Source organism: Vibrio ouci, from assembly GCF_004551525.1.
Classification (GTDB): domain Bacteria; phylum Pseudomonadota; class Gammaproteobacteria; order Enterobacterales; family Vibrionaceae; genus Vibrio; species Vibrio ouci.
The window spans coordinates 26,611-53,569 of the sequence record NZ_SATR01000032.1 but is presented as its reverse complement, the minus strand read 5'-3'; the positions used below and the strand labels follow the sequence as shown (position 1 = coordinate 53,569).

The 26,959-nt window shown below is 42.6% G+C and carries 30 protein-coding genes and 1 pseudogene; 9 read left to right on the top strand and 22 right to left on the bottom strand.

All coding sequences use genetic code 11. From position 1 onward, the window contains the following. Nucleotides 1–139 (top strand): annotated as a pseudogene (locus ELS82_RS18090) (IS3 family transposase); the annotation flags it as partial. On the opposite strand, the gene ELS82_RS18085 reads toward ELS82_RS18090, so the two are convergent. From ELS82_RS18085 to potA, 7 genes are all read right to left on the bottom strand, one after another. After that, on the bottom strand, nucleotides 132–311 hold the full coding sequence (locus tag ELS82_RS18085) for a helix-turn-helix domain-containing protein (RefSeq protein ID WP_370447483.1): 180 nt from the start codon (nucleotides 309–311) through the stop codon (nucleotides 132–134). The pseudogene ELS82_RS18090 and the gene ELS82_RS18085 sit on opposite strands and share 8 nt — an antisense overlap. A gap of 65 nt (nucleotides 312–376) precedes the next feature. Next, on the bottom strand, nucleotides 377–784 hold the full coding sequence (locus tag ELS82_RS18080; RefSeq protein WP_244230813.1) for a hypothetical protein: 408 nt from the start codon (nucleotides 782–784) through the stop codon (nucleotides 377–379). A gap of 246 nt (nucleotides 785–1,030) precedes the next feature. Then, nucleotides 1,031–2,068 carry an extracellular solute-binding protein gene (locus ELS82_RS18075; RefSeq protein WP_134836719.1) on the bottom strand — a complete coding sequence of 346 codons (1,038 nt, stop codon included), beginning with the start codon at nucleotides 2,066–2,068 and terminating at the stop codon, nucleotides 1,031–1,033. Between the two features lie 173 nt (nucleotides 2,069–2,241). After that, the gene (locus tag ELS82_RS18070; protein WP_134836718.1) at nucleotides 2,242–3,276 is read right to left on the bottom strand and encodes an extracellular solute-binding protein; all 1,035 of its coding nucleotides are present in this window, start codon (nucleotides 3,274–3,276) and stop codon (nucleotides 2,242–2,244) included. Nucleotides 3,277–3,389: 113 nt separating this feature from the next. Next, nucleotides 3,390–4,160: a spermidine/putrescine ABC transporter permease PotC gene (gene potC / locus ELS82_RS18065; protein WP_053441264.1), complete on the bottom strand. Its 771-nt coding sequence runs from the start codon at nucleotides 4,158–4,160 to the stop codon at nucleotides 3,390–3,392. After that, nucleotides 4,160–5,020 (bottom strand): spermidine/putrescine ABC transporter permease PotB, encoded by an 861-nt coding sequence (potB, locus tag ELS82_RS18060; RefSeq protein WP_004416913.1) that lies wholly within the window; start codon nucleotides 5,018–5,020, stop codon nucleotides 4,160–4,162. Before potB ends, potC begins: the two co-directional genes overlap by 1 nt. After that, a complete protein-coding gene (gene potA, locus ELS82_RS18055; RefSeq protein WP_134836723.1) occupies nucleotides 5,001–6,134 on the bottom strand; it encodes a spermidine/putrescine ABC transporter ATP-binding protein PotA in 1,134 nt (377 codons plus the stop codon). Before potA ends, potB begins: the two co-directional genes overlap by 20 nt. Nucleotides 6,135–6,514: 380 nt before the next feature. Here potA and ELS82_RS18050 point away from each other — a divergent pair, with 380 nt between their 5' ends. The 4 genes from ELS82_RS18050 (at nucleotide 6,515) to ttcA (ending at nucleotide 9,943) form a co-directional block, all read left to right on the top strand. Further along, the gene (locus tag ELS82_RS18050) at nucleotides 6,515–7,321 is read left to right on the top strand and encodes a DUF2189 domain-containing protein (protein WP_134836717.1); all 807 of its coding nucleotides are present in this window, start codon (nucleotides 6,515–6,517) and stop codon (nucleotides 7,319–7,321) included. Next, nucleotides 7,314–8,162, top strand: coding sequence for a glucosaminidase domain-containing protein (locus ELS82_RS18045; protein ID WP_134836722.1), 849 nt, complete (start codon nucleotides 7,314–7,316; stop codon nucleotides 8,160–8,162). The genes ELS82_RS18050 and ELS82_RS18045 overlap by 8 nt, the downstream gene beginning before the upstream one ends. A 27-nt stretch (nucleotides 8,163–8,189) precedes the next feature. Further along, entirely contained in the window at nucleotides 8,190–8,849 is a 660-nt protein-coding gene (locus ELS82_RS18040; RefSeq protein WP_134836716.1) for a DUF2987 domain-containing protein, read from the top strand. Nucleotides 8,850–9,049: 200 nt separating this feature from the next. After that, on the top strand, nucleotides 9,050–9,943 hold the full coding sequence (ttcA, locus tag ELS82_RS18035; RefSeq protein WP_134836715.1) for a tRNA 2-thiocytidine(32) synthetase TtcA: 894 nt from the start codon (nucleotides 9,050–9,052) through the stop codon (nucleotides 9,941–9,943). Nucleotides 9,944–10,008: 65 nt separating this feature from the next. Here the strand turns inward: ttcA and uspE are convergent, their stop codons facing one another. From uspE to ccoN, 10 genes are all read right to left on the bottom strand, one after another. Further along, nucleotides 10,009–10,956, bottom strand: a complete 948-nt coding sequence (gene uspE, locus ELS82_RS18030) for a universal stress protein UspE (RefSeq protein WP_134836714.1) — start codon at nucleotides 10,954–10,956, stop codon at nucleotides 10,009–10,011. A gap of 144 nt (nucleotides 10,957–11,100) precedes the next feature. Next, on the bottom strand, nucleotides 11,101–11,850 hold the full coding sequence (gene fnr, locus ELS82_RS18025; RefSeq protein ID WP_004414051.1) for a fumarate/nitrate reduction transcriptional regulator Fnr: 750 nt from the start codon (nucleotides 11,848–11,850) through the stop codon (nucleotides 11,101–11,103). 91 nt (nucleotides 11,851–11,941) lie between these two features. Further along, on the bottom strand, nucleotides 11,942–12,613 hold the full coding sequence (locus ELS82_RS18020; RefSeq protein WP_134836713.1) for a sulfite exporter TauE/SafE family protein: 672 nt from the start codon (nucleotides 12,611–12,613) through the stop codon (nucleotides 11,942–11,944). Then, the gene (gene ccoS / locus ELS82_RS18015) at nucleotides 12,610–12,774 is read right to left on the bottom strand and encodes a cbb3-type cytochrome oxidase assembly protein CcoS (protein ID WP_053441258.1); all 165 of its coding nucleotides are present in this window, start codon (nucleotides 12,772–12,774) and stop codon (nucleotides 12,610–12,612) included. Before ccoS ends, ELS82_RS18020 begins: the two co-directional genes overlap by 4 nt. Continuing rightward, complete coding sequence (locus tag ELS82_RS18010) at nucleotides 12,775–15,147, bottom strand: heavy metal translocating P-type ATPase (RefSeq protein WP_134836712.1); 2,373 nt, start codon at nucleotides 15,145–15,147, stop codon at nucleotides 12,775–12,777. A gap of 9 nt (nucleotides 15,148–15,156) precedes the next feature. Continuing rightward, nucleotides 15,157–15,636, bottom strand: a complete 480-nt coding sequence (locus ELS82_RS18005; RefSeq protein ID WP_134836711.1) for a FixH family protein — start codon at nucleotides 15,634–15,636, stop codon at nucleotides 15,157–15,159. A 105-nt stretch (nucleotides 15,637–15,741) separates the two neighbouring features. Beyond that, nucleotides 15,742–16,719 carry a cytochrome-c oxidase, cbb3-type subunit III gene (gene ccoP / locus ELS82_RS18000; protein ID WP_134836710.1) on the bottom strand — a complete coding sequence of 326 codons (978 nt, stop codon included), beginning with the start codon at nucleotides 16,717–16,719 and terminating at the stop codon, nucleotides 15,742–15,744. After that, nucleotides 16,716–16,892 carry a CcoQ/FixQ family Cbb3-type cytochrome c oxidase assembly chaperone gene (locus ELS82_RS17995; RefSeq protein ID WP_004414045.1) on the bottom strand — a complete coding sequence of 59 codons (177 nt, stop codon included), beginning with the start codon at nucleotides 16,890–16,892 and terminating at the stop codon, nucleotides 16,716–16,718. The genes ccoP and ELS82_RS17995 overlap by 4 nt, the downstream gene beginning before the upstream one ends. A gap of 12 nt (nucleotides 16,893–16,904) precedes the next feature. Further along, a complete protein-coding gene (gene ccoO / locus ELS82_RS17990) occupies nucleotides 16,905–17,525 on the bottom strand; it encodes a cytochrome-c oxidase, cbb3-type subunit II (RefSeq protein WP_006878897.1) in 621 nt (206 codons plus the stop codon). Between the two features lie 12 nt (nucleotides 17,526–17,537). Continuing rightward, entirely contained in the window at nucleotides 17,538–18,965 is a 1,428-nt protein-coding gene (gene ccoN, locus ELS82_RS17985; protein ID WP_167489381.1) for a cytochrome-c oxidase, cbb3-type subunit I, read from the bottom strand. 257 nt (nucleotides 18,966–19,222) lie between these two features. Here ccoN and ELS82_RS17980 point away from each other — a divergent pair, with 257 nt between their 5' ends. After that, on the top strand, nucleotides 19,223–19,585 hold the full coding sequence (locus ELS82_RS17980) for a hypothetical protein (protein WP_134836708.1): 363 nt from the start codon (nucleotides 19,223–19,225) through the stop codon (nucleotides 19,583–19,585). 304 nt (nucleotides 19,586–19,889) lie between these two features. Beyond that, entirely contained in the window at nucleotides 19,890–21,038 is a 1,149-nt protein-coding gene (locus ELS82_RS17975) for a hypothetical protein (protein WP_134836707.1), read from the top strand. A 645-nt stretch (nucleotides 21,039–21,683) separates the two neighbouring features. Here ELS82_RS17975 and ELS82_RS17970 read toward each other — a convergent pair. From ELS82_RS17970 to matP, 4 genes are all read right to left on the bottom strand, one after another. Beyond that, nucleotides 21,684–22,916, bottom strand: coding sequence for an HDOD domain-containing protein (locus tag ELS82_RS17970; protein ID WP_134836721.1), 1,233 nt, complete (start codon nucleotides 22,914–22,916; stop codon nucleotides 21,684–21,686). 42 nt (nucleotides 22,917–22,958) lie between these two features. Further along, nucleotides 22,959–23,270 (bottom strand): hypothetical protein, encoded by a 312-nt coding sequence (locus tag ELS82_RS17965; RefSeq protein ID WP_244230811.1) that lies wholly within the window; start codon nucleotides 23,268–23,270, stop codon nucleotides 22,959–22,961. A 100-nt stretch (nucleotides 23,271–23,370) separates the two neighbouring features. Next, the gene (locus ELS82_RS17960) at nucleotides 23,371–23,682 is read right to left on the bottom strand and encodes a DUF3634 family protein (RefSeq protein WP_053440428.1); all 312 of its coding nucleotides are present in this window, start codon (nucleotides 23,680–23,682) and stop codon (nucleotides 23,371–23,373) included. Between the two features lie 17 nt (nucleotides 23,683–23,699). Beyond that, nucleotides 23,700–24,146, bottom strand: coding sequence for a macrodomain Ter protein MatP (gene matP / locus ELS82_RS17955; protein ID WP_134836706.1), 447 nt, complete (start codon nucleotides 24,144–24,146; stop codon nucleotides 23,700–23,702). Nucleotides 24,147–24,315: 169 nt separating this feature from the next. Here matP and ELS82_RS17950 point away from each other — a divergent pair, with 169 nt between their 5' ends. Both ELS82_RS17950 and fabA read left to right on the top strand, forming a co-directional pair. Continuing rightward, the gene (locus ELS82_RS17950; RefSeq protein WP_134836705.1) at nucleotides 24,316–25,962 is read left to right on the top strand and encodes an AAA family ATPase; all 1,647 of its coding nucleotides are present in this window, start codon (nucleotides 24,316–24,318) and stop codon (nucleotides 25,960–25,962) included. A gap of 91 nt (nucleotides 25,963–26,053) precedes the next feature. Beyond that, the gene (gene fabA / locus ELS82_RS17945; RefSeq protein ID WP_134836704.1) at nucleotides 26,054–26,572 is read left to right on the top strand and encodes a bifunctional 3-hydroxydecanoyl-ACP dehydratase/trans-2-decenoyl-ACP isomerase; all 519 of its coding nucleotides are present in this window, start codon (nucleotides 26,054–26,056) and stop codon (nucleotides 26,570–26,572) included. 131 nt (nucleotides 26,573–26,703) lie between these two features. Here the strand turns inward: fabA and rmf are convergent, their stop codons facing one another. Next, nucleotides 26,704–26,877 (bottom strand): ribosome modulation factor, encoded by a 174-nt coding sequence (gene rmf, locus ELS82_RS17940; RefSeq protein WP_004414030.1) that lies wholly within the window; start codon nucleotides 26,875–26,877, stop codon nucleotides 26,704–26,706. Nucleotides 26,878–26,959: the final 82 nt, after the last annotated feature.

The following is a 26,959-nucleotide window of genomic DNA, read 5'->3' as shown; positions in this document are numbered from 1 at the left end:
AGCTTGGCAAAGTGTTGTTGGCTATATCATCAGATATTACAGCCAAATCAGGCCGCACCAGTATAATGGTGGCCTGACTCCGAATGAGTCAGAAAGGCTTTACTGGAAAACTTACAAAACTGTGGCCAATTTTAGTTGACCACTACAGTTGGCCGAGATTGCCGCTCGGGATACACAGACTCTTTGCTTCTGTCTCGAAGATAAGTGCGAACGGTATTCCTTGAGATACCTAAATCTCTCGCGATGCGGCGGATGCTTTGCCCTTGCTGATGTAAAACGTGTATTTCCACTAGTTGCTCCTGATTGATCATAATCCGCCGCTTTGTCCATTTACGAACGGATAGTTTGCCTCAGGTGGGTCAATTTTAAATCGGCGTTAGTGGGTCATTTTTACATCGGCGCTGACATCATCATTGATTTGCTTGATTAGCTTTGTAAAACCTAAAGCGATCAAGAGGTAAGCGATCTGTAAGGTGCCATCTTCAATCATGGTATCAACGAGGTCGTACTTATCTGAAATAGCGTCAAGGTAATTAATTTCGGTTAAAACATCATACGCTTGATTAAAGATCAGAAGGAGAAAACCATACTTGATATAGCGATTGTCTAGGATGGTATTTTGGGAGATGACGAATATAAAAATCAGAACAAAGAGGGTATTACTTTCAAACCACACATCGTTGCGCGAATCGATGTAATCGCTGTGGGTCAAAAAGGCTATCAGCGTAGAAATGGCAAACAGTAGGCATAATATTATCAGTATTATTTTATACCTTCTTTTCATAGCTCATCCTTAGCTAGGTTTTACATAAAAAGAGAGCGGCATCATGCCGCTCTTTAAGTATATAACTGATATTAAATACCAATCAGAATAAATATCTGCTCATTCTTACTGGTTAAAATCGCTAATAGCTACGTTATAGATTTTGTAGGTAGAACAACTAGCTAGCTGCAATCTATGCCTTGCTCTGAGCGATTTTTCCTGCGTAATTATCTGAACATCTACTTATCCTAGTTGGTATATATGTGTTTAGTTATCAACTTTTAGCTTTTGGAAGTACTCGTCATAAAGAACGCTTGCTTCACCAACTTCATCTTGCCATGTACCGCTGTCCATCACTTCTTGAGGAGGGAAAATGCTTGTGTCATTAGCAAACTCTTCTGGAAGAAGTTTATGAGCTGTAGCAACAGGGGTTGGGTAACCAATCTCTAGAGCAATTTTTGCTGCATTCTCAGGGCGAAGTAGGAAGTCGATCATCTTATGCGCTGCATCGACGTTTTTAGCTTCAGCAGGGATTGCTAAGCTGTCCATCCAAAAGACAGTCCCTTTTTCTGGCCAAATGATATCAATTGAAGCGCCTTCTTGACGCGCCATGTATGCTGAGCCGTTCCAAAGCATACCCAGTGAAACTTCACCCGCTAGGTATGGGTTAGCAGGGAAGTCGGAGTTAAATACCAATACATTTGGCATTAGCTTTTTAAGCTCTTCGTAAGCTGCTTTAATTTCATCTGGGTTGGTTGTATTTGGCGAGTAACCAAGCTTAGTTAGTGCGATATGGAAAACTTCGCGAGAGTCATCCATAAGCATAAGTTGGCCTTCCCACTTGCTATCCCAGAAGTCGTCCCACTTAGTCACAGATGACGCATCTAGCATGTCAGAGTTAATACCGATACCGGTAGCGCCCCAGATGTAAGGGATTGAGTAATTATTGCTTGGATCAAAAGGTTTGTTTAGGAAATTAGTGTCCAAGTCAGCAAAGTGAGACAGTTTGCTTTTATCGATCTTCTGAAGCATGCCTTCTTTACGCATTTTAGAAACGAAATATGTAGACGGTACTACTAAATCGTATCCTGAACCTTGCGTCTTAAGCTTTGCATACATGCTTTCGTTTGACTCGTAAGTCGAGTAAATGACCTTAATACCTGTCTCTTTTGTAAAGTCTTCAAGAACTTCACTTGGAATGTATTCAGACCAGTTGTAGAAATAAAGTTCTTGGTCAGCAGCCATTGCTGGCGAAGCGATTAAAGTCGCTGCACAAAGTGCGCTTGCGTAGAATTTACTTTTCATTCTTTTTCCGTTTTATTTTGTCTTATAGGCGGCGATCTTCACAGATATCTGCGCTGATAAAACCATCGTATCAAACTTACTTATCTTCATGACAAGTTTAGCAGGGCGTAAGTATATCAGTGAAAACGAAAATAGGCAGCCGAGGCTGCCTATTTTTACAAAACCGCTAGTTATTACTGACCAGCTTTAAGCTTTAAGAAGTACTCTTCATACTTAACAGTCATATCGCCAACAGCGTCTTGCCACTCTACGCGGTCAAGATCTTCTTGTGATGGGAACAGAGGAGCGACATCTTTGAATTTAGCGTTAGATGCTTCAACTGCTGTTAGGTAGCCCGTATCACGAGAGATTTGCTCAGCGATTTCAGGGCGTAGAAGGAAGTCGATCATCTTATGTGCCGCTTCTACGTTTTTAGCACCTGAAGAGATTGCAAAGTTATCAACCCAGCCGATACCGCCTTCTTTAGGGAATACCAGTTTAAGGTTCATACCTTCGTTTTGCGCTGCTGCTGCACTACCATTCCAAAGCATACCAAGGCCAACTTCACCTGACATGTATGGCGCACCAGGGTTGTCAGAGTTGAATACTAGAACGTTTGGCATCAGCTTCTGCAGTTCTGCGTACGCTTCATCAATCTGCTTAGGGTCTTTAGAGTTACCTGAGTAGCCAAGTTTACGCAGAGCAATGTGGAACACTTCACGAGTGTCATCCATCATCATCAACTGACCTTCAAGCTCAGGGTTCCATAGATCCGCCCAGCTAGTGAAGTCATTTGGATCGTACATGTCTGCATTCACTGCAAGACCAGTAATCGCCACAACGTGTGGAATAGAGTAGTCGTTGTTTGGATCGTAAGGCTTATCTAAGTAGTTCTTATCTAGGTTCGAGAAGTTGCTTAGCTTTGACTTGTCGATCTTTTGTAGCATACCTTCATCGCGCATCTTCGCTACGAAGTAAGTAGAAGGTACAACTAGGTCATAACCTTGGTTATGAGTTTTTAGCTTTGCATACAAGGTTTCGTTTGACTCGTAAGTCGAGTAGATAACCTTGATACCAGTTTCTTCAGTAAATTGTTCTAGGATATTACTGTTTATGTAAGGCCCCCAGTTCATAAATACGAGTTCTTTGTTTTCGTCCGCTGCAACTGAACCTGAGAACAGGGAAAGCGCACATGCACTACCAGCTAATAGAGTAGCCCATTTTTTCATTTACGTTAGCTCCAAACCAAACGTTGCCACATCATAAGTTGATGTATTTACGGCAGTAGATAGAAAAACAGAATGACAAAATGCCATTCTGTTTCGTTAAAGTGAAAGCAATTCTACTTCACTTTCTCCCTTGCTAGCAACTGAGAAGTTACCACAAGGATTAAAGAAACAATCAGCATGACTGTTGCTAAGGCATTCACTTCTGGTGAGATGCCGACTTTCACCATCGAATAGATCTTCAATGGTAGAATTTCGTAAGTTGGGCCTGTCACAAATGAACTGATAATCACGTCATCTAAAGACAGGGTAAAGCTTAATAGCCAACCCGCCGCAACCGCTGGTTTCGCAAGCGGTAGAATAATCTGTTTCAAGATAACCCATTCACTTGCGCCAAGATCTTTTGCTGCTTCCAGCATCTTCACATCAAAACCATTCAATCGGCTGTATACCGTTACAACAACGAACGGTAGGCAGAAGGTAATGTGCGCGATCAATAAGGTTAAGAAACCAAGTTGCGCTCCCATTACTAAGAACAGTGCCAGCAAGGAGATTGCCATTACGATGTCTGGTGACATCATCACAACGAAAAGCATCCCATTGACGATTCCTTTACCTTTAAAAGAGTAACGGAATAGGGCAACCGCCGTTAAACTACCAATTATGGTCGCTGCAGTTGCAGAGAACACAGCAACATTCAACGAGTGCCATGCGGCTTGCATCAAGCTGTCGTTATTAACTAAGGTTTCGTACCACTTAGTGGTGAAGCCTCCCCATTTCATACCAAATTTATTGGCATTGAATGAGTTGACGATTAATACAATGATTGGCAAATACAGGAATGCATACACCAATGTCATAAAGCTAAATCTAACTGTACGTCCCATCAGTCTAGCTCCACTTTCTTATTCAATAGCTTACCCGCTCTGTAGTAGGCATATAGCATCACAGCCATCGCAATGGTTAGGGCAATACTGGTTGCCGCACCAAATGGCCAGTCACGCGCATTGAGCACTTGGCTCTTAATCACGTTACCAATCAGTAGGTTCTTCGCACCGCCCAGAAGATCTGAAATGTAGAACATTCCAAGAGCAGGCAGTAGAACTAGTAAACAGCCGCCGATAATGCCTGGCATCGTCAGAGGTAAAGTCACCTTAGTGAAGATCTGGAACTTGTTCGCGCCTAAGTCTTTCGCTGCTTCTACGTAGGTATCGTCAAGTTTCTCGATAGCTGAGTAGAGCGGAAGAATCATGAACGGTAACAAGATATACACTAAACCAATCATTACTGCGGTTTCTGTGTACATCAGTCTCATTGGTTTATCGATGATCTCCATCGCCATCAGAGACTTGTTCAAAATACCTTGTGTACCTAAGACGATTTTCAGACCGTAAGTACGAATTAGTGAGTTAGTCCAAAATGGAACAATCACTAAGAACAACATAATTGGACGCCATTTCTCTGGCATCTTCGCCACGATATACGCGAATGGGTAACCAATCACCAAACACAGCAGTGTCGCAACAATTGCCATGTAGAACGAATGGAGTAGTACCTTAGCGTATAGCGGATCCATCAAGCGTAGATAGTTATCTAGCGTGAAGGTCATCTCAATTAAGTTTGCTTCATCACGAGTCAGGAAGCTGGTACCAATAATCATTAGGTTTGGCACCAAAACGAAAAGCGTTAGCCAACCTACGATAAGCGTGATGATCGCGTTTTGAAGATTAAGCTTCTTGCTTATCATTTAACACCACCTCCCAGCTCTCTACCCAAGTGATAGCAACCTTTTGACCAAGAGAGTGGTCAACGTCAGGATCATCTTCGTTGAAGAACTCGCTTACCATTACACGCATACCAGACTCAAGTTCAATTACAGAGTCTAGAGTCATACCTTTATAAGTACGCTCAGTAACGTGACCAACGATGCCTTTTTGCTCAGACTCTTTGATCTCTTCGATTCGTAAGTCTTCTGGGCGAAGTAGAACTTGTAGCTTGTCGCCAGCGGATGCGTCTTTATCATAGTAAACCACTGACTCAACGCCTTCGATCTCTGCGCGGATGCGTTTCTCATCGATACGCTCAATCATGGTTGCGTTGAACACGTTGATTTCACCGATAAAGCGAGCAACAAATAGGTTCTTCGGCTCTTCGTAAATTTCACGAGGAGAGCCATCTTGCTCAATCACACCATCGCGCATAACAATAATGCGGTCAGACATCGACAATGCTTCTTCTTGATCGTGTGTTACGAAGATAAATGTAATGCCCAGTTGACGCTGAAGCTGTTTAAGCTCGATCTGCATCTGTTTACGCAGTTTGTAGTCAAGCGCAGATAGCGATTCATCAAGTAGCAGTACTTTTGGTTTGTTTACTACTGCACGAGCAATAGCAATACGTTGCTGCTGACCACCAGAAAGCTGATGTGGTTTACGCTGAGCCATTTTCTCTAGGCGTACCATACGTAATGCTTCCATAACGCGTGGTTCAATGTCAGCTGATGGTACTTTCTGCATGCGTAGGCCGAATGCTACGTTCTCGAATACCGTCATATGAGGGAAGAGTGCGTAACTTTGGAATACAGTGTTGACGTGCCTTTGCTCAGCAGGGACTGATGTAACATTCTGATTATCTAGAATGATGTCACCATTATCAGCGGTTTCGAAACCAGCAATCATCCTTAAAACGGTTGTTTTACCGCAGCCAGATGGACCAAGTATCGTAAGAAACTCACCGTGGTTAACATCTAGATTGAGATTACCGATGATTTCCTTACCATCAAAACTTTTACTGATACCAGTCAAACGAATAACTGGTTGTCCTGCTTTTTGTTTAGCGTTCAACGTCTGTTTTTCTCCCACCTTGGTCATTTGTAAATCATTTAAGAAAATGACCTGTCGTTACACAAATTAGAGGCGCGCATCATAATCACCAAAAGTGTGAAATCAAAGCATTTTCTTATCTTGAAACAGAAAAAATTTTGCAGGTAAAAGTAAACATTCCTTACCATACTCTCAGTACGCCCATTTAATAGCGTATAACGAGGATATTTTCCTTAGTGTCTCTCTAGATTTAGGCATTGATATGATGCATTTAGTGGTCAATTATCAACCAAATAGTCAAGAAAGCAAGTGACAAGCTGAGATCCGATTTTAGACTTCGCTCGCTTGCAGTATAATGAGTGCAATTTTCTATCAACAAGTTAGCTTGGTTAATGTCAAACTAAGCACTAGGTTCAAGAATGAATAACGACATTGAAAAAGACTTTAATTTAGGCGGTACCGTAGAAAGTGCACTGTCAGGGGAATACGAACTAAAAGCGGGGGAAGTAATAAAAGAGGCGTGGCAACATACAGTTAAGAACTTTTTGTCATTCTCCCCGTCAATCATCATCTTAATCGCTTTGCAGTTAGCGATTTTTTATATTGCGTTAAAACTGCAGCTTGGTAATCCGGGAATTATTCTTGACGCTTTCACCAACCCAGAAGCCTTTGACCCAAGTATCTTCAATGCCATTATGGTTGCAAACTTCAGCTATGAAGTTATCAGTGCGCCCATTTACGCGGGTATCAGTTTGATGGCGATGAGTCATGCTGCTGGACTAACAACTAAACCGCGCCATATCGGTAAAGGTTTGCAATATACAATGCCTGTAATGTTGGCGACTTTGTTCAGTCTATTGCTTCAAGGTATTGCTGGAATGATCTTCCCATTCCTTTCTCTATACCTATCTCTAGCATTCAGCAATGCAATCCTTCTGATCTGTGAGAAACAGATCCCACCAATGCAATCTCTGTTAATTTCGCTAAGAGCGGTCAATAAGAAGATTATTGTATTAGCCGGGATTTACTCACTGGTCACTATCATGTTTGTTGTAGGCATGATGTTCTACGGTATCGGCTTAATCTTTGTTCTACCTTTCTTCTTCCACGTAAAAGGTATTGTTTACCGCAATATGTTTGGCATTAAATTGAAGATTATTGCCTCCGACCGACCAAAAGATGAAGACGATAACGATGACAACGATCCACAAGTGTTCAATGCGTAAGAGTGAGTTCATTGCTATCGCTGCAGCTGGCGTTATTGCCGGCTGTAGTTTTTATGGCTATGAGCAAACACAACCGCGAGTGTCCGAAACTCGTGTCGAAGAGCGTAAACAAAACAGGCTTTCAGACTCACAAGTTGCAGGAAAGTCTGTTGGCGGCGCTCCGGATTTTTCAGCCATCAAAGATACCAAACAGAAAAAACAAGCATTCTTTGATTATCTGAGGCCGGGTATCGCTTTAGAAAACCAACGTATTGTCAAAGAGCGAGTGCGACTTGAGCAACTCAAAGAGCGTTTTGATAACCAAACAATTGAAAGCTCAGACCAAAGTTACGCGATTAAGTTAGGCAAACTATACAAAGTAGAAGTGCCTGCGAATGGCATAACAGATGAATGGTTAGATCTCATGCTCCACCGAGTTGATGTCATCCCTGAATCGCTAGTTTTAGTTCAAGGGGCGAATGAATCAGCATGGGGAACATCTCGCTTTGCCACCCAAGCCAATAACTATTTTGGTCAGTGGTGTTATAGCAAGGGATGTGGTCTCGTACCCCTACAGCGTGGTGAAGGAATGAGTCATGAAGTCGCGAAGTTTAGCTCTGTACAGCAATCCATACATGGTTACTTTATGAATGTGAATCGTAATCGCGCCTATGAAGAGTTGAGAGAAATACGCTATCAACGTCACCTTGCTGGACAAAGTCTAACCGATACGGAAGCTGCGATTGCCTTGAGCAATGGTTTACTCAAATACTCTGAGCGAGGTGAGGCATACGTCAACGATTTGCAGAGTATGATCAGGCACAATGTGCAGTTCTGGGAATCACCCCTAGCAAATCAATAAATAGCTAAACCAAAAAGAAAACTATCAATGAAAAAAGTATCGTTAGCGATTTTGGCAGCAGCGCTAAGCAGTGCTGTTGCGTTACCTATTCAAGCTCAAGAATACATGTTCACTTACTCTAAGCTTTACTCTCATATGAAGCAGAATGCGAAAGAAGGACATGATGATGTAAAGGTTGGTTTCTTCTTCTTAAATGCAGACACTAAAAAGCTTTGTAATATCGAAAAGGCATGGATGGAAAAAGAAGAACATTACGAAGAGTTAACTATTTCACCTTATAACGAAGTATTAGTGCCATTAGATAATAATCTACGCTCAGCCAACCCACTGGTATTCGTTCACACGCCAATGGACACACGTTGTGATTTTTCTATGGTTGTTATGACGAAAGAGCCAATGTCAGGTGAGATCAGCTACGACCAAGTAGAAGTCCTGCTGCCACAGATGCAGGTTATTCTTGAGCAACTAGGTGGAATGTTCGCGAGCTACTTTACTCCTGACGTTGAGGGTGTGACGCTAGAGTTTCCAAATAACTTAAACTCTACAATCAAGTTTTCTAATGGCTCAACGAAAAAGATCGTTAATGGTAAAGCGCAAGTTGCACTTTCAGAAATCGGTAAGGGCGGCACAATGACACTGCCCGCTGAGACAGCAAGAGTCTTACCTTACTTGCCAAAAGCAAACTAAAAACAAAATAAAGGTCGCACAAGCGGCCTTTATTATTATTGGCGCATGACAAAGTTAACTTGTATCAGTAATCGTCCACTTTTATCTGCCTATAACGATACAGGCATTTAATCCTCGCAAAAAAGCTCGTATAATCCACGCCCCAAGAAAACACGTTAGGAAGTCCTAATGTCGATTTTTCGGCAATATGAGAGCTCGCAATGAACGAAAAAGATACAAGAAAAGAAACCCTAGAATTCAACAAACTTCAGAAGCGTCTGAGAAGAAACGTTGGAAATGCCATTACTGACTACAACATGATCGAAGAAGGTGATGTGGTTATGGCATGTATTAGTGGGGGTAAAGATTCATTTGCGATGCTGGATATCCTATTGAATCTACAAAAAGCTGCACCAATCAAGTTTGAAGTTGTGGCTGTTAACTTAGATCAGAAGCAACCAGGCTTCCCTGAGCACATCCTGCCAGATTACTTCGAAACGTTGAACATTCCTTACTACATTGTCGACAAAGACACATACTCTGTTGTTAAAGAGAAAGTGCCAGAAGGTAAGACAACCTGTGGCCTCTGTTCACGTCTACGTCGCGGCACATTGTACTCTTTCGCAGAGAAGATCGGCGCAACTAAGCTAGCACTAGGTCACCACTTAGATGACATCGTAGAAACCATGTTCCTAAACATGTTCCACGGTTCACGCTTAAAGGCGATGCCACCAAAGCTACGTTCAGATGATGGTCGTAACGTGGTTATACGCCCATTAACATACTGTCGCGAGAAAGATCTGATTAAGTATGCTGAGCACAAAGCCTTCCCGATCATCCCATGTAACCTATGTGGCTCACAGGAAAACCTACAGCGTCAATCAATCAAAGCGATGCTAATTGACTGGGATAAGAAGACTCCTGGCCGTGTAGAAGCTATCTTTAAGTCGATTCAAAATGTTAGCCCAAGCCAGCTTGCTGATAAAAATCTATTCGATTTTGAAAACCTTCCACTTGATCGTGAAGGCAGCCGTGAAGAGTATGAGTTTAGCGAAGCAATTGTCTCGTCAACCAATATTGATGAGTCTATGTTTATCGATGTAACTAACATATAAACAAAGTCTCTAGATACAAAAAAGGAAGATAATCATTATCTTCCTTTTTATTTGTCTAAATTTCGTTAGATAGCGGTTTTTGGGTCGAGTGGGCTAATATAGCCTTCCGGTTTAAGCGCCAAAACATCGCAATTAATCTTATCGATAACGTGCTCAGCTGTATTACCAATAAAGACAGCAGATAAGCCAGTACGGCCAGTTGTACCTACAATCACCATCGCTGCGTTGAGCTTCTCAGCTGCATCAGGAATCACATCTTCAGGCAAACCTTGCTCTACAATTGTTTGCTCTTCATCGTAACCGTGTTTCTGGCGCAGTGCTTTCATCGCAGTTAAGTGATGGCCACGTACAGCATCAGTGTAGGTAGAAGGATCAAACTCAGGCAGTTCAATAGTAATGTTCGCCGGTGTAACAGGGTAGGCGTTGACTAAATAAGGTTTGGCATTTAGACGCTCAGATAAACTATTTAGCTGCTCAACCATGGAATCATTGAGACCTAGATGGGTATCGTTTTCTGAGCCAACATGCACTGACGCGAGAATACTGGAATCTTCAGGCCATTCTGCGTTTTTGATTAACAAGACAGGACAAGGACATTTACGTAGCAAGTGCCAATCGGTAGGAGTGAAGATAACCGATTCTAAAACGTCATGCTTACGCGTTCCTTTAACCACAATATCGTGACTGCCAGCAAAAACCTCAGCGATAATCGCTTCATAAGGTCTGTTGTGCCAGACGACACGCACTTCAAACTCAACTCCCTCTACAACATAATCTTTAGCGATTTTCTGCATCCATTGCTCGCGTTGGTGAATAACACCGCGACGCATTGCATCTCTTTCATCAATCGACAGCATAGAAGTCATATCGTAAGAGAAGTCGTAAATAGAGAGGAAGAAAGTCACTCGACTAGGAGAACGGCTTTTCGAAGCGAGCTGCATAGCACGAGCCAGCGCAGGCTGCTCATCTTTGTTGATATCTGCAACAACTAGGATTTTATTGTAGATGCTCATATAAAACTCCTTAAAGGCGAGGAGGGGTATATGATTAATGTAGCTTAGTTCGAAGGAGAGTTTTAGAAAAATATTGAGGAATTTGAAAGAATTATGATGTAGCTCATTATCGGAATGAATAGTGAGCTACATCATTGAAAGATATTATGATTCTGTTGAAACGCCAGCGAGTTCCATCAGAGCATCGTGATCTAAGATAGTGATGTATTTACCTTTCACACTTAAGATTTCTGATTTTTGGAAACGACCCAATAGGCGAGAGATTGTTTCAACAGTTAGGCCTAGGTAGTTACCAATATCACCACGAGTCATAGTTAGACGGAATTCACGAGGGCTGAATCCACGCTGTGAGAAGCGCGTTGAAAGGTTGTAAAGGAATGCCGCTAAACGCTCTTCTGCATTCTTTTTAGAAAGCAGTAGAATCATTTCCTGGTCACCTTTAATCTCGTTACTCATCAAACGCATGATTTGCTGACGTAGCTTAGGCATTTTGCCAGACAAGTCATCAAGGATCTCGTATGGGATTTCACATACCATTGATGTTTCCAGCGCCTGAGCGAAGCTAGGGTGAAGGTCGCCAGTGATAGCGTCAAAACCAACCAGATCACCTGCTAAGTGGAAAGCAGTAATTTGCTCATCACCTTGCTCAGTAATCGTATAGCTCTTGATCGTACCTGAACGAATTGCGTAAAGAGATTTTAGTTCATCTCCCGCTTTGAACAGCTCTTGACCTTTTTGAATTGGCTTTTTGCGTTCAATGATTTGGTCAAGCTGATCGAGCTCTGATTCATTTAACGTAAATGGAATACAAAGTTGGCTAATACTACAATCTTGGCAATGAATCGCACAACCACCAGACTGAATGCGCTTTGTTGCAGGCTTTTCAGAAATCATAACAACCTTTCACTATTTGATATACATCAATATTTTAGCACTCATTACCTACAAAGGGTAGTGAAAAAAGGTAGGGAAAAACAGCAATCTATCAACTTATTGATAATAAAATTATTGCGCCATAGCCTGTGTATAGGCCATAAGTTAATAAAATTAGAGCGCCGAGGTTACGGAAGATTTGAGATTGTTGCAGTTTATGTAAATATGTAGCGCCAAAGCCCATTAGTAACATTGCTGGTAGAGTACCAAGACCAAATGCGGCCATAATTAGAGCGCCGTTTAACGCGCTACCTGACACCGCCGACCAAGTTAACGTTGAGTATACTAAGCCACAAGGTAACCAGCCCCAAATGAAACCAAAAGGAATAGCGTGAATAGGGGATTTTAATGGTAAAAGAGATTTACCGGCAGGAGAGATAAATCGCCATAGGGTTTGACCGAGTTTCTCAACCGCTAGTAACCCTTGCCACCATCGACCGATATAACAGGCCAACAGCACCATAAACACGGCAGCTGCGAGTCTTAACCAGGTTAGCGCATTGTTGAGTGAGCTAATTTCGCTGATTGAGGCGACAGTACCACCAACGATAGCGCCAATAAGGGCGTAGCTGATGAGGCGGCCAGAATTATAAAACAGTGGAATCGTTTTAGATGGTTGAGACTGGCCAATGGTCAGCATAGAGGCAATTCCCCCACACATCCCCATACAATGGCCAGCACCAATCAAACCAATTAAGAAAGCTCCAATCCAATCAGGGCTCATTTAGGTGGATTCTCTTTACGCTCGTCTTCATCAAATAAGATGTTATGCCCTTGACGCTCAAGGTCTTCAAACTGTTCGCTTTTTACAGCCCACAAGAAGATCGCTACAGCGACACAAACTAGCACTATAGCGATAGGGATCAGTATATAAAGGCTTTCCATCTATCTACCTTTTTCTTTAAGCAAGCGAAGAGAGTTAGATATTACAATAATTGAGCTGGCAGACATACCGACTACAGCAAAATATGGTGCAACAAAACCCGCAACGGCCAAAGGAAGTATCAATAGGTTGTAGCCAAGCGACCACGCTAAGTTCTCTTTAATGATTCGACGCGTTTGCTGAGCAAGCTCTCTTGCTTCAAGAATTCTATCGAGTCGATCACCCAAGAGAACCATATCCGCAGACGCTTTAGCGACGTCTGCACCACCACCCATAGCAACGGAAAGGTGTGCACCAGCAAGTGTTGGCGCATCATTGATCCCGTCGCCAATCATCATAGTGATATCGCCTTCATCCGTGCCCTTAAGGTATGCGAGTTTGTCTTGCGGCTTAGCTTCGGCAACAACATCTTCTATACCAATTTGTGAAGCGACGATTTCAGCGTTTTCTTTGGTATCACCAGTAAGAAGAGTGACCTTAACACCTGATTGCTGGAACTTTTCAATAAACTCTTTGGTTTCAGAGCGGATAGGGTCGCGGTAAACAAAGTTAGCGACATGGACGTCGTCTAGAGATAAGTAAACTGTATTCGCTTGAGCCGATTGATTATCGCCCAATACATAACTTGCGCTACCAATCTTAACGGTTTTTGAATCGAGAGAGCCAACGATGCCTGAACCGATAACATTCTCTACATCATCAACTTTAACTGTACGATCTAAGTAAGGTTTAAAAGCACGGGCAATAGGGTGGTTTGCGTGAGATTCTAGTGACGCAGCGATCGCCAAAACCTGTTGCTCGGATAAATCACCAAACAGTTGGACTTGATCAATTTCAATATCACCATGAGTAAGAGTCCCTGTCTTATCTACAATAAGGTGATTCACCTTACACAGGGTTTCAAAAACATGACTCTTACGCAGAAGAATACCAAGGTTGCCCATACGAGATGTGGCACATGTCAGCGCGGTTGGTGTCGCTAATGAAAGGGCACAAGGACAAGTTGCAACTAATACTGACAACATAATCCAAAACGCGTCGTCTGGACGACTTGAATGCCAGAAGAACCAAGTGCCGGCTGCGACAATAAGTATCACTGCGACAAAGTAACGAGCAACGACATCTGCGATTTCAGCAATCTTTGGTTTAGAAAGCTGAGCTTCATCTTGTAAGCGGACAATGTTCGAGATCATTGAGTCAGCTTTAGAAGAGGTTACCTCAAGCTCAAACGACTCTTCACCGTTAAGCGTGCCGGCAAAAACGTAATCATCGACTTGTTTGACAACGGGGAGAGACTCACCAGTCAACATAGACTCATCAATATGGACTCGGCCTGACAGAATCTTACCGTCAGCAGGAATGTGCTCACCCGGTAAAACGCGGATTTGATCGCCCACTTTTAGCGTCTTAACAGGAACTTGATCACCATTTAGCTTATTAGCTATAGCAGGAATCAACTTTAACAAGTTACCGCTCGCGGCAGCGGCTTTACGACGCGCACGCATTTCTAAGAAACGGCCAACTAACAGGAAGAAGGCGAACATCGAAATCGATTCAAAGAACACTTCGCCTTGTTCAGTCACTGTCGCTACTAGGCTTGCAAAATAAGCGAAGATCATGGCAATAGAGACGGGAACGTCCATACCCAAAGTTCGACTGCGAAGACTGCGCCATGCGTTGATATAAAATGGAAGAGCTGAGTAAAGCATAACTGGGGTAGCGAAAATCAAGCTTACCCAGCGGAAATAGTTTTTAAATTCAGGTTCGAGGTCACCAAACACCTCGAGATATAGCGCAACTGCAAGCATCATAACCTGCATAGTTGCTAGGCCTGCGATACCCAAACGATACAGGTATTGCTTCATTTGCTCGTGGTAAGCGGCTTCCTGCTTATCAGCTTCAAATGGCGCGGCTTTATAACCAAGGCGATGAATAGAAGCGAGCAGTTCACTTAAGCGAGTCTCAGTTTTGTCCCATGCAAGAAGGGCACGATTGGTTGTTGTATTAACACGTATAGACAAAACGCCTTTATTCGCCGCAACTTGTTTTTCAATCAACCATGCGCAGGCGGCACATGAGACACCCTCAAGTGACAATGTCACCTCAGAGCAGTTTTCGCTGTTGCGCACAAACTCTGCTTGAACATCATCATTATCATAATGAATTAGGGCTTGTAGCTGCTCTGGGACGAGATCGGCTTTTTCAGCCGGGGCAGTTCGATATTGATAGTAAGAGACCAAACCGCTGTCAACGATAGTCTGAGCTACCGTTTCACAGCCTGGGCAACACATATCTCTAATGTCGCCCAAAATTTCCACTTTGAAATCCGTGTTGGCTGGTACATCTTCACCACAGTGATAACAGGATTTGCACATAGACTTTTCTTAATTGGATAGTTGTACTGCTGACGAAGTTGGGAACTCAACGCGACCTTGGATCAACCATTTTTCGTCATGTGGAGTCAGTTCAATAAACCATGGGCCTTGAAGGTCATTATCGAGCTTAAATCGGTAGGTACCGCGAGCGTCAGACGTAATAAGTCTCGAGAAGTCATGATCAGGGAGAGTACGGTGAGCGAACATAGCGGTGATCGCAGGATAGTGATCTAGCTGGCCTTTAGTAAATTGAATCACTACAGTGTCGCCTTCAGCACGAACGGTAGCATCAAGACCTAGCTCTTTAGCAACGTTGATTCGGGATATGTCGACGTTAATCCCTTTACCTTTTTTATAGTAGTCCTCAGTCACCAGGTGAACTGAATGGTTTGTAAGTATCGCGACTCGAACCAAAGTTAATATAGACACCCCGACCGTTAGGGAGAGTATAAACCACGGCCAAAACTGCTTATACCAAGGCTTTTCCATAATAGTTCTCGATAAAAAATTGAAATAAATTAGGGCTTTAACTGTAAAGGAAAGACAGCCCCATTACCATCTATAGAGAGTAAGGGGCTGTTATTGAAATGTAACTTATTGTTCCGAGTTGCTTAGACTCCAAACATAAGCAGAAACAAGCTGAACTTTGTCTTCACCTAGAATATCTTTCCAAGCTGGCATTACGCCCGAACGACCGTTCATTACTGTTTCAGTTACGTCAGCACGTGAACCACCAAATAGCCAGTCTTGGTCAGTTAGGTCAGGTGCGCCCACTGCTGGGTTACCTTTACCATCTGTACCGTGACACGCTGCACACACTACGAAGCGAGCTTTACCAGCCTCCGCTTCTTTAGCGTTAACAGAACGACCAGATAGGCTTAGCGTGTAGCTTACAACTTCTTTCACACCTTGCTCGCCTAGAGCGTCTTTCCATGCTGGCATCTGACCGATACGACCATTCATCACGGTAGTAACGATAGCTTCTGGCTCTCCGCCATATAGCCATGCATCATCTGTTAGGTTAGGGAAACCTTTCAGACCACGCGCATCAGAACCGTGACACTGAGAACAGTTCTGTAGGAACAAACGCTGACCAACTTTAACTGCTTCGTTATCCGCTGCAATTTCAGGGATAGGACGCAGTTCAGTTGAGCCATCTACGTACGCAAGTTTCTTGAATGCTTCACCAAAGTAGGTATCTGCATCGTCAAGCTCTTTAGCGTATTGAACCAGTTGCTTGTTTTGTTGAGAAGCCGCAATCGACGCTTTTGATTCTTCAATTGAACGAACCGTTTGGTCAGAACTCTGCCAACCTAGAACGCCCTTGAAGTTACCTAGGCCTGGGTAAAGCGTTAGGTAAATCGCAGCGAAGATAAACGTACCAACAAATAGGTAAGTCCACCATTTCGGTAGTGGGTTGTTAAGCTCACGAATACCATCGTATTCGTGGCCCATGTCTGCACCTTCTTCGACACCCATCTTATCCTTAAGGCACCAATAAAGGATCACAGCACAGCCAACTAACGTACCGACTGTAATGATGATTATCCAAAGACTCCAAAATGTAGTCATTGCTTAGTCACTCCTTGTTCTTTTGAAGGTGCTTGCTCTTCATCAGCGAATACAAGGTTTGCGGCTTCGTCGAAACGAGACTTACGGCTCTTACCATAAGCCCACCAAACAACGCCTATAAAGCTTACGAAAAGCACTATGGTCCAAATACTGTGAATAGTACCGATATCCATAATCACCCCTTATTATTTCATTGCGTGACCAAGAGACTGAAGGTAAGCGATGATGGCATCCATCTCAGTTTTACCTTCTACATCTTTAGACGCGTTTGCAATTTGCTCATCAGTGTATGGAACACCAAACTGATCACGGAAGATAGTTAGCTTCTTCTGAGTGTCCTTACCATCAAGAACGTTCTCTTCAAGCCAAGGGAAACCTGGCATGTTTGACTCAGGAACCAACTCACGTGGATCAATTAGGTGAACGCGGTGCCACTCATCAGAGTAACGACCACCAACGCGTGCTAGGTCAGGACCAGTACGCTTAGAACCCCAAAGGAATGGGTGCTCATATACACTTTCACCAGCAACAGAGTAGTGACCGTAACGCTCTGTTTCAGAACGGAATGGACGAATCATCTGGCTATGACATACGTTACAACCTTCGCGGATGTATACGTCACGGCCTTCCATTTCAAGGGCTGTATAAGGACGTAAGTTCTCTACAGGCTCTGTTGTTTGCTTTTGGAAAATCAGAGGAGTGATCTCTACAAGAGCACCCAAACTGATTGCAAAAACGATAAGAATCGCTAATAAACCGACATTGCGTTCAACAATTTCGTGGCGATTGTTAGAATTTGAACTCATTCTTAAATCTCCTTATGCCGGTTGTGGGATAGCTTTTAGGCTATCTTTTGGCGCACTTACTGTCTTGTACGTGTTGTATGCCATTAGGAACATACCAGCTAGGAAGATGAAACCACCTAGGAAACGTACAAAGTAGAATGGGTAAGACGCTTGTACAGATTCAACGAAGCTGTAAGTCAATGTACCGTCAGAGTTAACCGCGCGCCACATCAGACCTTGCATAACACCAGAGATCCACATAGCAACGATGTACAGAACTGTACCGATAGTTGCTAACCAGAAATGCGTGTTAACCATGCTTACAGAGTACATACGCTCTTGGCCGAATAGCTTAGGAACAAGGTGGTATACCGAACCGATAGATACCATTGCAACCCAGCCTAAAGCGCCAGAGTGTACGTGGCCGATTGTCCAGTCAGTGTAGTGAGACAGTGCGTTAACTGTCTTAATAGACATCATAGGACCTTCGAACGTAGACATACCGTAGAACGATAGAGATACGATTAGGAAACGAAGAATTGGGTCATAACGTAGTTTGTGCCAAGCACCTGATAGCGTCATGATACCGTTGATCATACCACCCCAAGAAGGAGCAAATAGTACCAGTGACATCACCATACCTAGTGACTGCGTCCAATCAGGAAGAGCAGTGTAGTGTAGGTGGTGTGGGCCAGCCCAAATGTATAGAGAGATAAGTGCCCAGAAGTGAACGATAGACAAACGGTATGAATAAACAGGACGTTCAGCTTGCTTAGGTACGAAGTAGTACATCATACCTAGGAAACCAGCTGTCAGTAGGAAACCTACCGCGTTGTGTCCGTACCACCACTGAACCATTGCGTCCACTGCACCGGAATAAATCGAGTATGATTTACCCAAAGATACAGGAATCGCCATGCTGTTTACGATGTGTAACACAGCAACAGTGATAATAAAGGCACCGAAGAACCAGTTTGCTACGTAGATGTGAGAGGTTCTACGAGTGATTAATGTTCCGAAGAACACAATCGCGTAAGAAACCCAGACAACTGCGATGGCAATGTCGATTGGCCATTCTAGTTCAGCGTATTCCTTACCGGAGGTAAAACCTAACGGTAGAGTAATAGCTGCTGCTAAAATAATGGCTTGCCAACCCCAGAAGGTAAAGGCGACAAGAGGGCCACCAAATAAACGTTGCTGACAGGTACGCTGAACAACGTAATAAGACGTTGCGAATAGGGCACTTGTACCGAACGCGAAAATAACCGCATTAGTATGCAGAGGACGTAAGCGACTATACGTCAACCACGGCGTATCAAAGTTTAGCTGTGGCCAAACTAATTGAGCGGCAATCAAAACACCAACAGCCATACCGACAATACCCCAGAGAATGGTCACTAAGGTAAACTGACGAACGACTGTATAGTTGTAGTTTTGTTCAAGCTGCTTTTCTTGGCTCATTTGCATGCTTCCAATTTCTAATTAACTACACTTTACTTCCAACACGACACATGTCGTAATGCCACCCAAACCATAAAGAAAAACAATCTGAAACAATCAGTTAATTATTCTTGCTGATTTTAAGAAAAAGTGGCACTTTCAGCCGCCAACTATACTGCATTTAACAATTCAATGACAGAGTAGTAACCTTACAGTCGGTCTGGTTTTGGCCTTTTATTTAAAAACTTTGAAGTTTGTTACACGGAGAACACCGCAGAATGGCTGCCGAAAAACTTACACGAGGACGTTTTGTTCAAATAATCATCATGTTAACCCTGCTAGTTACAGTGTTTATTTGGCGCACAGTAACATTCACAGAACCACAAATTCTCGAGTGTAATTTGAAACCAAACTGTGCATTTAGTGTTAAAAACGAGCGATTCAACGCGCAAAAACTCGAAGATAGGGTTGTGATACAAAAACCATCAAATAACTGGACAATTAAGCCTCAAAATAGCGCGCTAAAAATCATTGAAAATGAATCTAGTTGGGAAGTTTATCCAGAGCCGGACTCTGAATTCGAAATTTCTTTTTCGGACCTTGAGCAAACTAATCTAGCGGGAGTTAAATTCAGAATCTAAACTAGGTATTTCGTTACCACGTAACTAATAGCGAATGGCGGATACTAGTCCGCCATCAAACTCATCAGACCAAATAACTTGGCACGGCTCTAGCTATCATTCGCACATCATCCATAATACGCTTTAATCCTTCGCAGTGATTGATAAACTTAAGCTTATAAACAGTAAAAGCTCCCATTAAAGAAATAGATAGGTGCACATTTTAAGTTTGGTAATTGAAACCCTGTGGACTACATTTTTAATACCGCCTTATCAAATCCAATCTATCACACGTTATAAACGGACTTCATAGCGAGGGATAATCATGACCACAGTGACTGTATTTTTTAGTGGTACAGGTGCAACTTCTGAAAACCATGTTCATAAAGCTTATGCGTCAGGAGAGCTCGTTTCTGTACTCGCAAAGAATGTCGTTGGTCGCGACAATATTGACTATATACAGGTTGATGGAGTAGGTAGCGGCAATTTAAGCGAATGGAAAAAACAAACTAAAGATGACAAATATTGGCAAGTCACTGGGCAACTTGCAGGTAGAGGTGTAGATAGCAATATTCAACACGTTATTAACTTACTTGCAGGAAAAAAACCGTCAGGGCTAGCTGACTTCAAAGATAGAGCCAGTGATATTCTCAGTGCCCAAAAGCCGTTTAACAGAATAAGTTCAGCCTTTTCTAAGTGGCAGTCCGAGCGGGATAAACTCGCTTCAGACCTAAAATCTGGTCTCGATTTCCAGATGCAGATAATTGCAGCAGAGCGTCAAAAGAACCCGATCACTCAACTTAACCTCATCGGCTGGAGCCGAGGAGGTGTAACATGTTTCGAACTCGCTAACGCACTGTTAAAGGTGCCTGCTTTAGCCAACATAAAGGTCAATATTTTCGCTTTAGATCCCGTTCCAGGTGGAATGAATGCTTTCAAAGATTACAAGACATTGGGTCCGAACGTTAAACAGATTGTCTGTGTATTTGCGCAGGACGAGCGTTCATTATTCTTCAAAGCACGTATGCCTAATCTGCACAAGAACACCAAATTCTATACCACACTAATGCCAGGTCGACACGCCACGCTAGTCGGAGCATCAAGAACGAGTGGTGGCGGAAAAGGAGATCACTTATTGCTTGGGCCTGGTTTTGTCACTCGTGATTTAGCAGAGAAAGTGCTGTGTAGCTGGGGAACCAGCTTCAAACAGAAATCAACGCTCGGTTTATCCAAAGAACAGATCTTAGAACTTTACGGAAAAATGGATAAAAACAAAGCCTTGTATAAAAAGATGCATAGCAAAGTATACACGGCGAAAAACCTGATTATCACAACTACATCAAATCGTATTGCCGCTCATTCCAATTTCCCGGGAATAAAGCAGCAGTTTGATAACGCGGTAAATCGTCATCATTTCGATGTGCTAAACAATAACGCATTCGCCATCAAAGGAAATTCGGCGGTGTTGGTCTAGTTAAGTCTACTAATAATCAGTATTAGAATCGTAAGATTATAAATACTGATTATTAGGTATTTTATGGTAAATCAATTATGTTGAATCGACATAACCTAGATGTAAGAGGAGGAGCTACAAACAACCGTGGCATACGAATCTGACAAACTCCATTTAACATAAGATACATAATGCGCACTTGGCTTGACATAGTTAAGGTTTGTTTCTAAGGTGAATCTCTATGATTTTCGGGTTCTAATTAGTGGATTGGGTGTTTACGAAGCTTAAAATATTATTGCTCTAACTAGTTTAATACCCATCGATTAGTTTCGTTACGTGAAATCTTGAGTATTTCAGCCTCGCTAAGTTGTTCAGATTTTACGTAGCGCGCCAATTCTCTATCGATTCTTTAGCTGCGCGTTTTGCGAAACTATTTATCTCATCAGTTATCTTAGTGCAGCCTTCGCGTCCGATTCGCAGAATTATGCTCGATAACACACTTTGTAGAAACACAGCTCATGATTGTGAGTTTTCACTCAACGGCTATTTTCTTGTTTCTATACTAGAATATTTAGCTGAGTTGTTCACTGATGCTGGGTTTATCTCGTTACTGAACTTAATAGTGATTCAAATGGATTTAGTTATAGTGCTTTAAGTCAAATCGACCTAACTACTGAGTTCAACTTTACCTGGGTGTTTTTTACGGATCTGTTGAATTGACTCTGCCGACATTTGTACGTTAGCAAACCAAAACGGCTTATGTTTCTCGACAAATACGTTGCTACGTTCAAGGCCATCATAAATGGCATATGCTTGAGCTTGCGCCAATGCCACGCCGGCTTCACTTCGCTCAAGTATTGGCACTTCATCCAGATCTTCTTGAAGTGCCGTTTTCATATGAATATTAAACGGCGTCCACTCCAAAGAGTCTATAAGCTTTTGGGTAATAGTTTTCTCTAAGCTAGTGATTAGCTTGGGAATAATACTCAAATTTGGGGTTACGTCCGCGCACGCGTAGTATTCTTCACGCATATTGTTTTCACGGTAATAACGCATTTTATCGACCAGTGCATCTTCATACATCTGCGTAAAATGGTTAATAACCGCAAAATGACTCGTTGTTCTCAAAACACCAAGTAGAACACCTTGCTCTGGGTTTTTAACATTACCCTGCTCTAGCCTTAATCTGGTTACATTCGCGGTTAAAATCAGGTATTGCCATAGTTTAGGTGCAATATTTTTTGTCGGTTTATCTTGCCATCTCAATAGTCGCCGAGCCATAAGTATAGGAAACAGCAAGGCTGAGTTTTCGATACCTAGCGTTCCAATAGCCACCTTGGGATCCTGAAGGTTCCTAGGCGACTTACCAATGCGGTCACAAAATTTGGGGTTGTTGGCCAGTTCAATCACTTCTGATTTTAGTTGCGTGTCATTGGTGGTTAGAACAGACAGTTTTGTATAGTTAAGTGATGGTGAGTAAGCGATACTCATGAAATGACTAAAGTCAGGAAAACGATTGAAGATTTTTTTGATTGGAGAAGACGCCAGTTTCTCAAAAATTTGCTCTTGTGCGTACGCTGCAACATCGTCAACGACAAAGCTATGAATCTTCTGTCTTTCTTCAATTGCTTGCCTACGCTCTTTGACTCTTGAACTCTCACACTCAAGTAGAAGGCGTTGATTATCCGTAATTCTTTCTTTCTTGTGTAGAATTACACTGTCACAAAATTCACCTTGACGACTTAACACACCATCAACGTCAGATTGATCGAGTAAGTATTTTAAACTGACTAGCCATTTTGCGTGACGCTCTCTCGTTAGAAGAGATATTTTGCGTGCAAGGTCGACAGCTTCTTGGTTGTAATTCTTATTGGTAGTAAGCGAACTTTGCATAACCATACTATGTTTGAAAACTTCAGCGCGAATATAGTACGTCATTCACTAATTTTCAATGTGTAGACGAATGTATTTCTCTGTAAGGCTGTACTCATACCGATGACCTTTACGGACGATCTGCTTGCTCGCCTTACATAGCTTGTGATCTCCTGTTGATGTGACTCTTTTAATAACAGCGAAATTCTCTTTATGCGCCATTTCTATAAACAAGTCACAATACCCTGAAAGGTTATATTTGGAGAGCTGCTTATCTATTTTAGATTTAATCTTGCTTGCGAGTGGATTGACCTCTGTGTCATCAGCATAGACACCAAAGCTCATTACTATTGAAAAAATTAGTAAGTTTCTAGTCATCATGGTTACCTCTGACGACAAGATAACAAACATGATGACATTCGAACTTTCTAACGTGTGACTTCTAGAAACTTAGAAGAGAAATATGAAATTAACAAGTTTCTCAGTTTGCCTTTTTATTGCCCTTAGAGCGGAAACCTTGAAACGGAAAAACATTACGGATTCGTTGTTGAACGGATTTGTTGATCTCTTTCGACATCACAAGCTTAGTACCAGAGCGCTGCTGATAAACTTTTAACTCACCACTGAATGGTGTTCTATGCCCTATTTCTAACACGTTATGGCGGAAGCTAGGAGGAAAATGCCCTTTTTCACTGACAATCTTGCCGTCAGAAAAGGTGACTTTCAAAATCGGCCTGTCAATGGCGACAAGCCAAAACACAATAACAGCAGCAATCAAAATCACATAAAGCATCTAGGGCCCCCTTTACGCTAATCAAGCAATTTACTTAGATCTTCTTTCAAGCTATTTACCGCTTTACTTGCCTTCTCGCTTCTCGATGCTTCAGAAAGCAAGTATTCAATCGCGTCAGAGAGCGTACAACCTAACTCATTTGCCCGGTGTGACAGCTTCTCCCATACACGATAATCGAGATCAATTGATTTCTTTTTGGTATGAATCTGCTCAGCATTAAAATGGCGCTTACGCTTTGCGCGAATCGCTTGCTTGAGTTTGTTATCTAGCTCAGGAGCCATGTGGTTCTCGATCCATTCAAGAACCCTGGTTGGTTCGTGCTCGATTTTTCTTAGTTCAGCGACGGCAGTATCAGCCTCACTGGTATCGATATGGCAAGTAATAGATTCACCAGCTTTCCATTTATTGATTAAGTAAGTCCATTTCCAACCACATTCAAGATTTTCAAGCTGCTGATATTTCATTTCGAGGCCATTTAATAAACGTTAGAGTGACAGCGTAACTGTAAGTGACATAACTTACAATCCCTATTGTATTCGAAAAGAGATCAAGATCATTAGATAAATTATCTATATATACTACTTCAGTTTTTCTATATACTTTGCGTCCAATTAAAGCACATGATTTGATTCAATGAACCAAGAAAGCTGGCACGCGGTCACTCCTCAATATTCTCGCTATGATGCGAAAATCCAACGATTTTCTGAGCTAAGCCTAGTCAATTTTTTCGATATTCAGCCTCGCCTGAAACAATCTTTAGATACATTCACAAAACTCGCTGGATACAGCCGCCTACTGGTTATAAATTCTATCGACAATGCCTTCTATAGAAACCTAATCAAAGATGGCTTAACGACTCTTGATTCAGCCCAGCCATGTGTAACAACGGAATCATTAAACATCGCAACCCTTCTTGGGTCTTACACATGTAATGACTCAGGTGACGTTGTAACTAGAGTGCCTGGTCTATTTGATAAAGCAAATGGCGGTTACTTAGTTATCCCTGCGACATTACTGCTCGCTAACCCTGCAAGTTGGCAGGTGTTAAGGTCAGTGTTACTAGGACAGAGTGTTAACCCTGTAAACGCTAATACAAAGTCCATTGCACTCGATGAACCATCATCTAAATACGATATTAAAGTCGTGCTGGTTGGCGATAGACACCAAATTGCTGACTTCGAGTACCTTGAGCCTGAACTCTACACTGGATTGGCTCTGTTTACAGAAATAGAAACCGAGCTTGCACTTGATCATAATAGCATCGAGCAGTACTTAGGGTTCATTTCTTGGATAGTTCAGCAGTACAAACTGCCCCAGCCTACTTTTGGTGCCATTCACCGCCTGATGAACGCTGGAGCTCGATATACTGAAGATCAGCACTACATGCCTATTGAAGTACTTTGGTACTTGGCTCTTTTTGAAGAAGCACGCCTCACCTCCAATCAGCAGTTCATATCAGAACTCGACTTAGACCAAGCACTAGAGAACAAGTATCAGCGTGAAGCTTACCTACCCGAGCGCGCGTTGGCGGATATTACCGATGGCCAAGTCATCATTGAGACTAAAGGTGAATGCATTGGCCAAGTCAACGGCCTAACGGTTATTGATGTACCTGGTCACCCGATGTCATATGGTGAACCTGCACGTATTTCATGTGTCATCCACTTCGGTGACGGTGATATTTCTGACGTTGAACGCAAAGCCGAGCTCGGTGGTAATTTGCATGCAAAAGGCATGATGATTATGCAAGCCTTCGTTAGCAGTGCCCTTCAACTTGATGAACCCTTACCGTACTCTGCTTCAGTTGTGTTCGAACAATCATACAGCGAAGTCGATGGCGATAGCGCAACCTTAGCGGAACTGTGCTCTTTCGTTAGCGCATTGTCTGAATACCCAATCAATCAACAAATCGCTGTGACCGGCGCCGTGGACCAGTTTGGTCGAGTGCAGGCCGTCGGTGGCTTGAATGAAAAGATTGAAGGCTTCTACCACGTATGTAAACACCAAGGTTTTACGGGCGAACAAGGCGTAATTTTGCCTAAAACCAACCTCAAACATTTGGCTCTTCACAAAGATGTTGTTGAAAGCATCAAAAAGAACGAGTTCCATATCTGGTCGGTATCAACGGTTGATGAAGCCATTCCAATCATCATGGGTAAGCCTTTTAGAGGTGATGATGAAGAAAGTGTGATTTGTAAAATCGCCCAACGTATTGAAAACTTTGAGAGACATGAACACCCTCCGGGTTTTGTGGAACGAATCAAAAACTGGTTCATGTAAGACTTAAATCATTAAAAAATGGACTGATCGGAGTTGTTTAGCGTACACGTGTTCACTAACATGCTCCTATCAAAATTTGGAGTAATTGATAATGCAAAACAAACGTGATTCTTATAACCGTGAAGATCTTCTAGCATCTAGCCAAGGTGAACTGTTCGGCCTGGGTTACCCTCAACTACCAGCGCCAAACATGCTAATGATGGATCGCATCAGTAAGATGTCAGAAACAGAAGGCGATTACGGTAAGGGTCTTATCTTAGCTGAACTAGATATTACTCCAGACCTATGGTTCTTTGACTGTCACTTCCCTGGTGACCCAGTAATGCCTGGTTGTCTTGGTCTTGACGCAATGTGGCAGCTTGTTGGTTTCTACCTAGGCTGGGTTGGCGGTAAAGGTAAAGGTCGCGCACTAGGTGTTGGTGAAGTGAAGTTCACAGGTCAAATCCTACCTACAGCGAAAAAAGTGACTTACGAAATTCACATGAAGCGCGTTGTTAACCGTAGATTAGTTATGGGTCTTGCTGATGGCCGCGTTCTTGTAGACGGTAAAGAAATCTACGTAGCGAAAGATCTTAAAGTTGGCCTTTTCCAAGATACGTCAGCGTTTTAAGTATTAGATTTTTCAAAAGCGACTAGTTTTAGTCGCTTTTTTCATAACAATATATTTAGTTATAGTGCATTAGGTTGCTATTTAAAAGCCCCTTTCGGGGCTAGATCCTTTCAAAGTATGTGGATTGAGTGTTATTTGTAGAGACCAGAGTGTTTATCTTCTCTGGCATCGCGCCAACCACCAAGCCAATAAGATCGAGCATCCATCTGCTGGTATGGACATGCCTCCATTGAGCGGCCATTAAGGCCCGCTTTGTATCCTTGAGATTGAGCTCTTTCTAAGCGGTCACGCTTTTGTCTCTTCATAGTGTCGTCCTCATACATAAAATGTTTTCTTAACGTACTACTTAAATCCATCACTCCACCAGCAATCTCATTGCTCGCCTCT